The 14,321-nt window shown below is 53.4% G+C and carries 10 protein-coding genes; 9 read left to right on the forward strand and 1 reads right to left on the reverse strand.

What is annotated here, in order from left to right; genetic code table 11:
* The first annotated feature begins 162 nt into the window (after positions 1-162).
* The 4 genes from P2G88_RS04065 to P2G88_RS04080 all read left to right on the forward strand — a co-directional run bounded on the left by P2G88_RS04065 (position 163) and on the right by P2G88_RS04080 (position 5,410).
* Complete coding sequence (locus P2G88_RS04065; RefSeq protein WP_275794417.1) at positions 163-1,158, forward strand: peptidase U32 family protein; 996 nt, start codon at positions 163-165, stop codon at positions 1,156-1,158.
* A 4-nt stretch (positions 1,159-1,162) separates the two neighbouring features.
* Complete coding sequence (locus tag P2G88_RS04070) at positions 1,163-2,047, forward strand: U32 family peptidase (RefSeq protein ID WP_275794418.1); 885 nt, start codon at positions 1,163-1,165, stop codon at positions 2,045-2,047.
* Positions 2,048-2,163: 116 nt separating this feature from the next.
* Positions 2,164-3,591 carry an MFS transporter gene (locus P2G88_RS04075; RefSeq protein ID WP_275794419.1) on the forward strand — a complete coding sequence of 476 codons (1,428 nt, stop codon included), beginning with the start codon at positions 2,164-2,166 and terminating at the stop codon, positions 3,589-3,591.
* Positions 3,592-3,604: 13 nt separating this feature from the next.
* Positions 3,605-5,410 carry a thiamine pyrophosphate-dependent enzyme gene (locus P2G88_RS04080; RefSeq protein WP_275794420.1) on the forward strand — a complete coding sequence of 602 codons (1,806 nt, stop codon included), beginning with the start codon at positions 3,605-3,607 and terminating at the stop codon, positions 5,408-5,410.
* Here P2G88_RS04080 and moeB read toward each other — a convergent pair.
* Positions 5,402-6,154, reverse strand: coding sequence for a molybdopterin-synthase adenylyltransferase MoeB (moeB, locus tag P2G88_RS04085; protein ID WP_275794421.1), 753 nt, complete (start codon positions 6,152-6,154; stop codon positions 5,402-5,404). The genes P2G88_RS04080 and moeB overlap by 9 nt on opposite strands.
* A gap of 150 nt (positions 6,155-6,304) precedes the next feature.
* On the opposite strand from moeB, the gene P2G88_RS04090 reads away from it, so the two are divergent.
* The 5 genes from P2G88_RS04090 (at position 6,305) to P2G88_RS04110 (ending at position 14,313) form a co-directional block, all read left to right on the forward strand.
* Positions 6,305-6,784, forward strand: coding sequence for a hypothetical protein (locus P2G88_RS04090; protein ID WP_275794422.1), 480 nt, complete (start codon positions 6,305-6,307; stop codon positions 6,782-6,784).
* Between the two features lie 34 nt (positions 6,785-6,818).
* Complete coding sequence (ytfE, locus tag P2G88_RS04095; RefSeq protein ID WP_275794423.1) at positions 6,819-7,478, forward strand: iron-sulfur cluster repair protein YtfE; 660 nt, start codon at positions 6,819-6,821, stop codon at positions 7,476-7,478.
* Positions 7,479-7,642: 164 nt separating this feature from the next.
* Complete coding sequence (locus P2G88_RS04100) at positions 7,643-9,103, forward strand: tetratricopeptide repeat protein (protein ID WP_275794424.1); 1,461 nt, start codon at positions 7,643-7,645, stop codon at positions 9,101-9,103.
* Between the two features lie 479 nt (positions 9,104-9,582).
* Positions 9,583-12,681 (forward strand): PASTA domain-containing protein, encoded by a 3,099-nt coding sequence (locus P2G88_RS04105; protein ID WP_275794425.1) that lies wholly within the window; start codon positions 9,583-9,585, stop codon positions 12,679-12,681.
* A 312-nt stretch (positions 12,682-12,993) separates the two neighbouring features.
* Positions 12,994-14,313, forward strand: coding sequence for a M24 family metallopeptidase (locus P2G88_RS04110; protein ID WP_275794426.1), 1,320 nt, complete (start codon positions 12,994-12,996; stop codon positions 14,311-14,313).
* Positions 14,314-14,321 lie beyond the last annotated feature (8 nt).

The following is a 14,321-nucleotide window of genomic DNA, read 5'->3' on the forward strand; positions in this document are numbered from 1 at the left end:
GCAAAAATTAATCTACATCAAAGATGCAGGGGATTGTCCGTTGGCAAAATGGGTACCCATTTTGGTCAATAGCAACTCTTGGCTTTGAGCGTACACTCGGCTGTCAGTAAAGCTATAGACAGGTGGCGGTGATCTGAAGCCACTGACCTCTAAGGAGGAAAAATGGAGCTACTTTGTCCCGCCGGCAACATGCCTGCATTGAAAAAAGCGGTGGAGCAGGGGGCCGATGCGGTCTACCTGGGTCTTAAGGATGACACCAATGCCCGCCATTTTGCCGGTTTAAATTTTACCGACCGCAAACTGGCCGAGGCGTCTGACTTTGTGCATACCCATGGCCGTAAGTTGCACGTGGCCATCAACACCTTCGCTCATCCCGATGGCTGGTGCCGATGGCAATATGCGGTGGATATGGCCGTCGGCAACGGTGCCGATGCGCTGATCCTGGCCGATATGGCGGTACTTCAGTATGCCAGTGCTCGTTATCCCGAGCAGGAACTGCACCTGTCGGTGCAGGCCAGCGCCACAAACAGTGCGGCCATTGCCTTCTATCAAAATCAATTCAACGTCAAACGGGTGGTGCTGCCCAGAGTGTTGTCTCTGCATCAGGTCAAACAGCTGGCAAGACAGACCGATGTGGAGCTGGAAGTTTTTGCCTTTGGCAGTTTGTGTATTATGGCTGAAGGACGCTGTTATCTGTCCTCCTATATGACCGGCGAGTCACCCAATACCGCCGGTGCCTGTTCACCGGCTGCTCATGTGCGCTGGCAGGAAACGCAGAAAGGGCTTGAATCGCGTCTGGCTGGTGTGCTGATCGATCGCTTCGCAGCGGGTGAAAACGCTGGCTATCCCACCCTGTGCAAGGGGCGTTTTGAGGTGGAAGGTAATACTTATCATGCGATGGAAGAACCCACCAGTCTTAACACTCTGGACTTGCTGCCACAGCTGATGGCCTGTGGCATCAGTGCGGTCAAAATTGAAGGCCGCCAGCGCAGTCCAGCCTATGTTCAGCAGGTCACGCGCATCTGGCGCCAGGCCATCGACAGTTGTATGACAAGGCCGCAGCAATTTCAGGTACAAAGGCAATGGGAACAGGGCTTGGAGGCCCTGTCAGAAGGCAGGCAGACCTCGTTGGGCGCTTATCACCGGAAATGGCAGTAAAAAGATGCAGTATTCACTGGGACCCCTACTCTATTTCTGGCCTAAGGCTCAGGTGGAGGATTTTTATCATCAGGTCATGGCCAGCCAGGCCGACATCATTTATCTGGGCGAAACCGTTTGTTCCAAACGCCGTGAGCTACGCAGCAGAGACTGGCTGGCACTGGCTCGGGAGATAGCAGCCTGCGGCAAACAGGTGGTGCTTTCCACCATGGCCTTACTGGAGGCACCATCGGAAGTGAAAACCCTGAAAAGTCTGTGCGAGAATGGCGAACTGCTGGTAGAGGCCAATGATGTGGGGGCTATCCATTTTATGGCCGAGCAGCGCAAACCTTTTGTGGTGGGACCTGCCATCAACTGTTACAACGCACAAAGCATAAAGTACCTGCTCGACCTCGGGATGTGCCGCTGGGTGATGCCGGTAGAGCTGTCCAGAGACTGGCTGATGAAAGTCCTCAGCGGTTGCGAAAACCTGAATATCCGTCATCGCTTCGAGGCGGAGGTGTTTGCCTACGGGCATCTGCCCCTGGCATATTCTGCCCGTTGTTTTACCGCGCGCTCCGAAAACCGGGCCAAGGATGACTGTGAACTGTGCTGTATCAAGTATCCAACGGGTCGTCTGATGAAAAGTCAGGAAGGACAGAAGGTTTTCAATATTAACGGCATACAGACCCAGTCTGGAGACTGCTACAACCTGATCAATGATTTGTCCAGTATGGCTGGATTAGTGGATGTAGTGCGTCTTAGCCCTCAGTCCACCGAGACCCTGGCGTGGCTTGAACGTTTCCGCCAAGCCAAAGAGGGCGGGCTCGCCAGCGGCTATGAGGGGCAATGTAATGGTTATTGGCATAATATCGCCGGTATGCGCAACCACTCCCATAGTCAGTCCTAGAGGAGTATTCCCACAGGGGTAGCCGGCGGTCCTGGCATGCCCATTATGCCGTATGGTGCCGTCAAGGGGACGGCCCTATGATCCAGCCATGTACTAATGTTTGAGGCAATGTGCACATGGCAGGCAAGACTCCCTCTTGGCTTGTAAATCGGGCCGCTGGGGAGATATCGGCCTTTGCAGCAGATGTCCAAAAGGGCAATGCCCCAGCACAATGGGGTGAAAATGCCCGCAATTTGGCCATGCGCTGCTTGTGGATTTCAATCGCCAATCTCTTCGTTGCTTTTGCCGTCTGGTCTATCTGGAGTGTGCTGGTAGTGAAGTTGCCCAGGCTGGGCTTTGATTACAGCCTTAGCCAACTGTTCCTGCTGGTGGCCTTACCGGCGTTGTCTGCTGTGCTGAGCCGACTTTTTTATGGCTATGGCTTGTCAGCGCTTGGCGGCAGGTGCTGGACGGCGCTGTCGACCGGGGTGCTGCTCATCCCCTGCCTGGGCTTAGCTTATGTGCTTCGCGACAGTCAAACCCCCTATTGGCTGATGGCCTTTCTGGCGCTGTTGTGTGGTTTGGGGGGGGGCAGTTTCTCGTCAAGCATGTTGCATCTGGCTGATTTCTTTCCGCCTTCTCAGCGCAGCTGGGCCTTAAGCTTGAATGCCGGCCTTGGCAATCTCGGCATCGCCGCCTTGCAGCTTTTAACGCCCCTGGCGCTATCGGCAGGCTGTTGTTGGTTTGTGTTTGGGCAGCCCCATTGGTGGCTGGATGAAAGTGGCTGGTCGAGGCCTCTTTGGCTGCAAAACGCACCACTGATATGGTTGCCTTTTATTATTCTGGCTGTGCTACTGGCTTGGTTCGGCCTGCAAGATCGCAATCCAAATAACGCAGTCTTTAACCTGAAGAGAAGGGGCCTTTACAATGCGCATGTTGTTTATCTTGGGTGTCTGTATATGGGCACCTTTGGATCCATCTTAGGCCTGTCATTCGCCTTGCCGTTGGTGCTAAGTACACTCTTCCCCGCCTATGATCCGTTGCGCTTTGTGTTTATCTGCCCCTTGGCCGCGGCCCTGGCAAGACCCCTGGGCGCTGTATTGGCGGATCGGCTGGGCGCTGGCCCAATCACTCTGTGGGGCTTTGTGATGATGTCCCTGTCGGCGTTGGCGATTTTTTTTGCCCTGCCCTGGACTCAGGACCCTGCCCATCTGATGGAGTGCATGACCCTATTTGTCCTCTTGTTTGCCGCTGCTGGCCTGGGCAACGGTGCGCTCTTTCGGATGGTATCCACAGTGTTTGTGACAGTACGCTGCCACGAATTGCAGGCATCTGACATTAACAAAGTCCAGGCATGCGCCGAGCAGGAAGCCATACAGGCACAGATCCTGATGGGTGCCATGGCCGCCTTTGCCGGCTTTTTATTGCCCCTGTTACTGGCCCTGATGATGCTGATGACCAGCAGCCTGAACTCGGCCTTTTTGCTCTTATCCCTGTTTTACTTAAGCTGTATGGCGCTGACCTGGTATCGCTATTGCCGGGCTGAGTCGCCTGTGGCCTGTTAGTAAGGAAATTTTGATGCCACAGCCAATCCCTTTTAATTACGAACAGAACCTGGGGGACAATTATTGCCGCAATCTGCCTACATTAGGACAGGCCATGGCGCAGATAATCCGTTGGTTTGGGGGCCGACGCCTGTATGGGGTGGGCGGAGACTTTGCCGCCAATTTGATCAAGGCCCTGGGCAACGAACTTGAACTTTGTGCCGCCAGCAATGAGATGCATGCGGGGTTCAGCGCCTGTGCCCAGGCGGAATTAGAAGGCATGGGTTTTTGCCTGACCACCTATATGGTCGGCAGTTTACCTTGCCTTAGCGCTGCTGCGTTGGCCATGGCCGAGCGACTGCCGGTGGTGTTCATCTCTGGCGCGCCCGGCGAGGCAGAAGTGTCGGGCAACTCCGCTATCCATCATATGGTGCATTCCGGCAACGCCTGGCGCATGCAATATGACAATGCCCTGGAGGCTTTCGCTGCGATGGGCATGCGCGTTACCCGCCTGCAGGGACAGCGCAGCGCTGGGCAGCCCAATATGGCCGCAGAGCAATTTTTCCAACTGCTTACGCATGCCTGGATGCATAAACAACCGGTGTTTATTGAAGTGCCAAGAGACCAGGTGTTTATGTTGACCCAGGCGCTGAAATTGCCGGCTAGCCTGACCCAGTTGCCGCTGCCGATGCAGATCCTCGATGGCAGCCAGGTTATTGCTGCGGAGATCCTCAAGCGATTACACCAGGCCAGGCAACCGCTTTTATTTATCGGCGATGGCGTCAAGCACAACCCGAAGTTGAAAGACTTGTTGATGCAGTTTGCCCGGCGTTGTCAGATCCCTTTCGCTACCAGTTGGCTGGCCAAAGGTTTATTTGATGAGTTCGATCCCTTGTGCCTTGGCGCCTACAATGGCGTGTTCAGCGACAATCCCAGCCGCGATTATGTTGAAGGGCATATGGATTATGTGTTGGATGTGGCCAGCAGTATATATGCACAGGATACCAATATGGCTTTCTCCACCGGCAGCCATTTCATTGAGAGTTTCGCCAATAAAACGGTGCTTAAGAGTACGGTCGCGCTGGAGTTAGATCTGGTAGAGCTGTTTACTCTACTGTTGGACCTGCCGCTGCCAAGCTTCTGTGCCCCTGCTGTTGAGTATGCTTTGCAACCGACTAAGGCTGCTGACAAGCTGGATTTTCATAATCTGGCCAGCGTGCTTAATCAGTTGCAAGCAGCTCAATCGCGACCCTGCCTGTATTTACCTGAAGTGGGCAACAGCTATTTTGCCAGTTACGCCCTGAGAACCCGGCTTGGGCGAAGTGGACGCGGTTGGCTGACCAATCCCTGGTATGGCGCCATGGGCACCGCACTACCTTATGCCAGGCAGGCGGCCAAGTTGATAAAGGAGCAGCATTTTGAAGACAGGCTGGTGGTGATCATCGGCGATGGTGGAATGCACTTTCAAAGCAACGAGCTTATCCATATTCAAAAAGATCAGACTGATGTCACCATACTGTATATGCGTAACAATATTTTTCATCTTGGCAAAAGTGGCAATGAACCCATCTATCACTGCAATGATCCTGCGTTCGATGTCCACCATTTGATTGCCGCCTATGGCGGGAAGTCCTGCCTGGTGCAGAGTGTGGGGGAATTTGCCGCCGCATTTGAGCAATATGGCCATGAGGCGGGACTGAGGTTGATTGAGATCCCCTGCCTGGCGCAAGAGCAATACCAGTGCCGTGAAATTCGCTTGCTTAACCTCTATATACAGGCCAAAAATGGTTCTGCACAAGCCAGCGCTCAATGGCAGGCCCTGTGTGATGGCTCAGACTGAACAAATGGGGCAATCGGGCCGGCGGAGTACCTTGAATTCCTGCCAGCGCCCCTGCAGGCCGTCAAATAGCTGCAGTCGGCCAAGACTGGCCTGGCCGATGCCGGTCAGCAGTTTAACTGCCTCCAAGGCCTGCATCACGCCAATGATGCCCACAACTGGCGCAAGGATGCCGGCTTCAACACAACTTAATTGCTGCTCACCGAAAAGCGCGGACAGGCACTGATAGCATGGACAGTCTTTTCCGGGGGCGTAGCTGAAAAGCTGACCTTCAAAGCGAATGGCCGCGCCGCTGACCAGCGGCTTGCCAAAACGGACACACAGCTTGCTAATGAGTTGCCGCGTGGCCAGGTTATCGCTGCAATCCAGTACCAGATCATGGGCCATGATCTGTGCGCTCAACGCTGCCTCGTCCAGGCGTTTGGGAATGCCTTTTAAGCGGCACTGGTGATTTAAGGATTGCAGCCGGTCAAGGGCCGCCTCACATTTGCCGCGTCCCAGATCTGCTTCACTAAACAGCACTTGGCGGGCCAAATTGGAGGATTCCACTTTGTCGTCATCACATAACGTCAGTGCACCGATACCGGCACCAACCAGATATTGAGCGGCAGGATTGCCAAGACCGCCAACGCCTATCTGCAGCACCGCGGCATTTAGCAGCACTTCCTGGGCGTCGAGATCGAACCCGGGCAGCAATATCTGACGATTGTAGCGAAGAGCTTGGTCTAAGGTCAGGCTTTTAGGCATAAGCGGGATCAACAGCGAAAACCCTATTCTGTGCCCCAAAGTGGATGCAGGCAATACCCCAAAGGAGACGGCCTTGGCTCCCTTTAGGCATATGGTGCCGCTGTGTCCAAGCTGTTGAAATAATGCTCAGGGTACTGTTGGAGCATGGCTATGAACTTCGTCGCACTGATTATGCCGGACAGAAAAGAACAGCTTGTTGATAATTGCCTTATCCGCAGGCAGACGTTGACGCCAATGTTGATGGCCGTGGGTGCCACTAAGGTACTGGTGGCCGCAAGCCCATCGATGAATGGGGGGAGTTCTCCTGTCTGCGAGGGATTTGGTCTGCTCTCCTGGCTGCATACAGCGGTTTGCACTTTCCCTCAGGAGCATTTTCTTTGCGTACCAAGCGATGTGCCCGGTCTGTCCAGGGAGTTGCTGCGCTGGCTGGTGATTACCGGGCAATCCCATCAACGCAGTTGTCACTACCGGCATCATGATTTGCCCTTGTATTTACACAACGACGAGACGCTACGCTCAGTGTTGCAAAATAGTCTGCGCAGCCAGGGGGACTGCCAGGAAGACCCTTTAGATATATTCAATGGATTGGCATTGGTAGCGCCAGATCCGTACCTGCTTATTGCCCAATAAAGAACAAGATTTCAGATCAGTTTGGGAGTCCAACATGTCGATATTGAATCAGTCACTGGCCGAGCTGGCCATCAACGTAGGCGGTGCAACCCGGGTTTTCCACCAATATGGCCTGGATTTTTGCTGTGCCGGCCAGCAAACCCTGGCAGAGGCCCTGCAGCGCCGGGGTGTGGATGAAAAAGCTGTACTGACGGCACTAGATAACCTTGCTCAATGCCGGCAACCGGAACCGGATTGGTCGCAACAGCCAGTTGCCGATTTGGTGCAGCATATCCTCGATCGCTTCCACGATAAGCATCGCCGTCAGATGCCCGAGCTTATCCGCCTGGCCCAACGGGTCGAGACTGTCCATCAGGCATCGCCTGACTGTCCCAGCGGACTGGCAGAGCATCTGACCCTGATGCTGGATGAGCTGGAGAGCCATATGCTTAAGGAGGAACAGATCCTCTTTCCTATGCTTATTAACGGTATGTACCCTCAGGGACCCATCAATGTGATGTTGGAAGATCATTTGGAGCATGGCCAGGCGCTGGAGAAAATGGTTATGCTGGCCCACCACTTCATATTGCCAGAGGGAGCGTGCAATAGCTGGCGGGCGCTTTACGCCGGTGTGCAGGAGCTAAAGGAAGATCTGATGGAGCATATTCATTTGGAGAACCATATTCTGTTTGTGCCCCGCCATGTTAAAGCATAGGGGGCGCAACAATCTGTGTCACTAAGGCAATTTATCACGAAGGGCTGTGACTAAAAGCGGTCGCAGCCTTTTACTCACAAAACGTTAATCACAAGCAGTGGTTGCCGCGACTTAGAAATTGTTATACTGCCGGCCGTTTTTTCTATTCAATACAAGGATGTGTGATGCGTGCTTTTCGCTATCTCTGCACTTATCTGTTCTGTGTCTTCTTCGGTGCCGCTGCCTTTGCTCAGGAGCCGCTGTCTGCCAATCAACTTAAGCAAATTGAAAGCAATGCCCTGGACAGCAACGATGTGGCTTTTAACCTGGGTTATGCCTACCTAAACGGCGTTAACGGTGTGCCCAAAGATCTGGTCCGCGCAGAATATTGGTTTACCCATCTGACCCAGCGCTTTCCCAAAGATAAGCATGTCGCCTTCGGCGCCTACCTGCTTGGCAAATTATATCTGGGGATGGAAGCCCATGAAGTCGATGAAAAGAAAGCCAAAGACTATTTAGAGATGATCCTTGCGTTTCGTGACCTGCCCGAGTTGGCCGATGGCATCTACCATTATGCAAGATTAAGTGACAAGGATGAGGACTACATAAAGTATCTGGAAATCTCTGCCAACAATGACTTTGTTCCTGCAGCCATCGACCTCTATGTGGCCAATCTCGAGGGGAAACGAATTGCCCAAAATGATATGGCAGCACTGAAGTGGCTGAAAGTAGCCGCCCGGGGAGACAATGCTGACGCTCAGGCCCACTTGGGGGCTTACTATTTCAATGGATATCTGACCTACAAAGACTATGAACAGGCCTACTATTGGACGGTGCGCGCTGCAGAGCAAAACCATGCCGGTGCACAAGCCAGATTGGGATTGATGTATAAACTGGGACTGGGGCGAAGTGTGGATTATGACAAAGCCGAACTGTGGTTTGAGCGTGCTGCCGCACAGGGAGACCTGTTAGGAAAGGAAAATCTTGCCGCCTTGATGCTGGACGGGCAGGACAAGCAAAAGCAACAGCAGGCTGTTGTAATGATGGAAGAGGTGGCCAGTCAGGGAATGAAATCTGCGGCACTGACGATGGCCCAAGTCTATGAAAAAGGGCTGGGCGCAGAGGCCGATGCAAAGAAGGCCCAATACTGGTTGGCTGAGGCTGACAAACTCAGTGATGCGCAGGGCAGCCAATTTATCGGCATTAACAAAGGCCCGCAAAAGCAGCGTGCAGAATATCGCACCGATGCCAAAGCCATGGAGCATTATCGTATGGGTATCGACTATGCCATGGCCGAAGACTGGGAGAAGGCCAGACGGGAGCTCGAAAAGGCCGCCAACCTGAGCCTGCCGGCGGCGCAGTTGGATCTGGCCAAGGTCATTATTTCTCAATCCCAACAGCAACAACAGCAGCAACAAGAAGCCTTGCTGGAAGTGGCTTATGGCTGGGCCAAACTGGCCAATGACAGCAAGCAGGAAGGTGCAGACAGCTTATTAGAGCAAATGACCGACGCCTTTCCGGCGAAGATGATTGAACAAGGCCTGATCCATTACCAGCGATTCAAAGAGCAAGTGGCCAAAGCGAGCCAGGCACAGGCAGCTCCGGAGAATAACGCTGTCCGGTACGCAATGCCCATTGACGGTTAATAGAAATTTAACCGGGGTGGAAACGACTGAGCCACAGCAGCATCAGGCGTTGTCTTGATGCACAGCATAATATGGCCGACATGGGGGCAAGGCGTATTCAGTGCGCCTGCGTAATGTCGGCTTTTTTTACATACTGTATCGGCTTCAACTCTGCCTCATTTTCTAAGTCACTGACTTATAGTCTGTATTTAGCTTCTCATTACCGTGGTGTAGTTAATGCATGCCCTTCCCGGTGCTCTGAACTGTCTGCAAGGATAAAAAGAGTATGTGCAAGGAAGCATTCAATTTATCGCAATTTCATTTTCAATCAATTCACTGTTTATAGAGAGGTTTGTGGGCTTTCTAGCAAAATAGATTTACGGAAAAATAGTGTTTTTTTGCCGATTTTTGGAGATAAACGAAGAGGTATAAGAGAGCCCTTTCCATAAGCAAAGACTCAGCACGCTGACATAAGCCAGCGGGAAACGAGGGCTCGGCATATGAATAGCATACGAACGATACGTTCTCTCCTACTAACATCCTTCACCTTACTCCTTCTCCTGCTCAGTGCAGCGCATACGGCACAGGCACAACAAGTGCTTGCCAGTGACTGCAACTTGGGTTTTAAAAATGTGTTTCAAGACAATGAACCGGTTTGCGCAACGGGGACGGCAGGCGGCTCTTTCTTTGGCCCCTCCGGCCTGGTCTGTGTGGTGCCGCCCGGTGCTGCGCCGACCAATGCCAACGACGTCACCGCCGGTGGCTGTAATAGCACCGGCGGATTTCCAGGCAGTTTCTTCGACCTGATACTGTGGCTGCCGCCGCTTGCTGTGGGTAACTATGACATTGTGGTGGTTAATAATCAGGGCGGTAGTGCCCGTGATTCTATCGCGGTCCTTTCCTCGGGTGGAGCGCCACCAACGGTCGATGTAGCCGCCATCAAAGCGGCGGCCGGAGCGCAAGCCGCTGCCTGGCAAAATACCGCTGATTGGGGGGCCAATCTGTCCAACAATGCCACGGCGATTGCCATTGCCTGGGCAGCAGCAACAGGCGATTGGGTCTCCGTTGGGGTCAATGTGGCTGGCGCTGTATTGGGTGTGCCGACAGATTACAACGGCGCGGTTTTGCAGCAGGGCGGCCAGATTATTGCGGCGCTCGCTGGCGGTCAGGCCGCGAAATATAAAACCCTGGAAAATGACCCGCCAGACCCGCTTTTTATGGAATTTATTCCTATCGATATCGGGGCGGTTAACTCGGATCTCGCCGGGCAAGCGTCACTCTATCCCGGGGTATCATTAACCTATCCATTTAACGCCGCCACCGCCGATCCGCTGGATCAAGTCAGTATTGCCCTGGCCAACAGCATTGCCGAAGAGCAGGCGCTGGTCTTCTCTTTAACCCGTACTTTAGAGAAATTCCAGGGCGCAGAAGCGGCCAATGATGATCTGTTCACTTTCCTGCAAGCGCAGGAACTGAAAAAGTACGCCGACATCTTGGCGGATAAGCTGACCACCACCAAACAAGTGGCGATGGATTACAAAGCCGAGCTGGCAGCCAAAGGCTTGGCCAATCTGGTTTATGATGGCGCCGATATTGCGGCGCTGAACACCAGGCTTATCAACAGCGGGCTGACCCCGGCAGAAGAGCAAAGCTTAAGGGATTCTGGTTTTGGCGATGCGGATATTGTGTTTTTATTTGACCGCATCAATGCCTTCCCGGCGCCAACAGGCACCTACTCAAGGGGAGGGGGCATAGACAGTATTGTTGGCGCCATTGACACCTTTTTGCCTGCTGTTCAGCAACTCGGTGTGCAAGCCCAGGATGTGGTCGATCACTTTGCGCCCTTGGTGACGTCGGGTCATCCCACCGCCGATCCAGGCGGGCCATATATTGGCGATGAAGGACAAACCTTCAATCTTGACGGCAGTGGCTCTTCGGACCCAACCGGCCAGGCATTAACCTTTGCCTGGGATCTGGACTTGGACGGTCTGTTTGATGATGCCTTCGGCAGTAATGTCAGCCCGGTCTTTAATACGCCGCTGGTAGGAAAAATCGGCCTGCTAGTCACCGATACTGATGGTAATGAGGATATTGCCTATGCCGATTTGCAGGTGCTTGAAGTTAACGGACCACCGCAGATCATGTCCTTTGTGCCTGCGACGCTGACACCAACCGCCAGTAACCTCAATCCATTGAGTTTCTCGGCTAATGCCAGTGATCCGGATGCCGATCCCCTGTCCTTCGAATGGCGACTCGACAACGTCGTTGTCAGTACCGATCCTTCCTGGATCTTTACGCCGGGCCTGGGTGATAGCGGCAGTGCTATCGTCAAACTGACGGTAACCGATGCCAATGCATTGAGTCCGGATGCCATTGAAACCCGCTTTGTGCAAATTGTGGATGAAGTGCTGGTGCCCGATGTGGTGGGCTTGCCGCAAGCTGACGCTGAGACGGCCATCACAGCAGCTCGCTTGGTGGTCGGAACGGTTTCAACCGCGCAGGACCCCGTGGTGCCAGCGGGAGACGTCATCAGTCAAACACCGCTAAGTGGCAGCCAGGCGCAGGCTGGTGACAGCGTCGATTTGACGGTTTCATTGGGGCCAACGCCTGTGCCCGTGCCAGATGTGGTGGGCCTGTCTCAAGCTGATGCCGAAGCGGCCATCGTGGCGGCGGGTCTGACGGTCGGCACGGTTTCCACTGCCAATAGCGCAGTTGTTCCCGCCGGTGATGTGATCAGCCAGAACCCGACAGGAGGAACGGTGCTACCAGGTTCACCTGTTGACCTGGTGATTTCCGATGGTCCCCTGCTAGTGAATGTTCCTGATGTAACAGGGCTATCGCAAGCGGCTGCTGAAACGACCATAGTCGATGCGGGACTGACAGTAGGTGCCGTTACCACCGCAAACAGCAGTTCTGTTCCTGCAGGTAATGTGATCAGTCAGAATCCAACCAGCGGTCTTGTCGCTGAGGGGACGCCTGTTGATTTGACTGTTTCTTTGGGGTCACTGTTAATAACTGTGCCTGATGTAACCGGCTTGCCGCAGGCAACGGCAGAAGCAAACATTGTGGGCGCGGGGTTGACGGTGGGAGCGGTAAGCACCGCAAACAGCAGCACTGTTCCTGCGGGTAATGTTATTAGTCAAACCCCTGGAGGCGGTGCTCAAGCCACTGCTGGTAGTGCGGTTGATTTAGTGGTTTCAATCGGAGTCACTCAGGTTTCGACACCCGATGTGATAGGCCTGTTGCAGGCAGACGCTGAAGCCGCGATTACGGGCGCGGGATTGGCGGTGGGTATAGTCACCACAGAATATAGTGCCGTTGTACCGACAGGCGTGGTGATCAATCAAACACCTTCTGGCGGTAGTCTAGTCGCCCCCGGCAGTGATATGGATCTTATCGTTTCCGCCGGAGTGCAGGGTGATATAGACGGCGACGGTGATGTAGACCGCGACGATCTTGGCTTGATTCTGGATGCCAGAAATCAACCCGCTACCGGTCCTGAAGATCCCAGAGATCTGGATGGTGACGGCGTTATCACGGTGCTGGATGCGCGTATGTTAATGCTGATGTGTAGCAGACCAAGGTGTGCGGTTAATTAGGCAACAAGGGCTAAAACGCATATCTACCCTTAGCTATGTCCCATGAGTGAATGGCGTCGTCTTCTAGACGGCGCCATTCTACAGCGCCTGATGTCACATTGTTTAAGCCGCAGAAACCTCCCACCAACCCAACGACGGCAGATTAGCTTCCCCTTTATTTTTTTCTGGCTTGCACTGAGTCATTCGGTGTCAGTTAATAGCAGACGACTTTAGTACTTGAGCAGTAACTTTATGATTTTTATTGTGTTCAAGGTGAACATCGTACTTTTTGTGGTAGTCTGCCAATGACAATAACAGCACCAAGACTTTCGTATGCGATTACTTCTTATTCTGACCTTTTTCATCATCGGCTTTCAGGCCACTGCCCATCCCTTGCCCATGCGTGAGAGGGCGGCGCTTGTCGATGAACTCCTCGAAGACAGGCTAACCCACCTGCTGCCTCAGCTGATGACGCGTGAAGGGATTGATATGTGGGTGCTGATCTCCCGCGAGTATAATGAAGATCCGGTGTTAAAAACCATGCTGCCTTCGACTTGGCTGTCGGCGCGCAGACGTACCATTTTGGTACTGTTTAACCCTGGTCAGGGAAAGCCGGTGGAGCGTTTGGCCATCGCTCGTTACGATGTGGGCAATGCCTTTAAAAAGGCCTGGGACAAGGAAAAACAACCGGATCAATGGCAGGCGCTAAAAGAGGTGATTGAGCAAAGGGCTCCGGCCAGCATTGCCATCAATAAGTCCGCTAATGTGGCCCTGGCGGATGGCATCACGGCCACCGAGTACGAAGAGTTGCAACAAGTTCTGGGTAGTAAATGGCAGGCTAAGTTAGTGCCAGCGCAGCCATTGGCTATCGCCTGGCTGGAAACCCGCAGCGAAAAGGAAATGGCCCTGTATCCCAGCATAGTGGCCATGGGCCATAAGTTAATTGCCACTGCTTTCTCGAATCAAGTCATCACTCCAGGGAAAACCACCACCGAAGATGTGGTGTGGTGGCTTAGAGAGCAGTCCCAGGCGATGAAATTGGACAACTGGTTTCATCCCACTGTCTCCATTCAGCGGGCCAGTGGCGAAAAGTTCGATCATTTGAGTGCTTTTAGCAAAAACAAGGAAGAGCAGGTTATCCAGCCTGGTGACTTACTGCATGTGGATTTTGGTATTACTTATCTGCGCCTGAATACCGATCAGCAACAGCATGCTTATGTGCTGCGCCCCGGTGAAACCGATGCCCCCGACTATTTATATCAAGCCATGGCCAGCGCCAATCGTTTGCAGGATATCTTTACCGCCAATTTTAAAGCCGGACGCACCGGCAATGAGGTGTTAAAAATGTCCCGGCAAATGGCCATTGAAGAAGGGATAAAGCCTGCCATCTACAGCCATCCTATCGGCTATCATGGCCATGCGGCCGGCACCACGCTTGGCATGTGGGACGCCCAGGATGGCGTCCCTGGCAGCGGCGACTACCCGCTGCATCTGAACACGGCTTATTCTATTGAACTGAATGCAGCGAGCTTTATTCAAGCCTGGAACAAGGAAATTCGTATCATGCTCGAAGAGGACGCCTATTTTGATAAACAGGGCGTACGCTATCTGCATGGCCGCCAGACGGGCTTTCATCTGATCCAATCTGAGTGATGACATCC

This window comes from Aliiglaciecola sp. CAU 1673 (assembly GCF_029223185.1).
GTDB lineage: Bacteria > Pseudomonadota > Gammaproteobacteria > Enterobacterales > Alteromonadaceae > Bowmanella.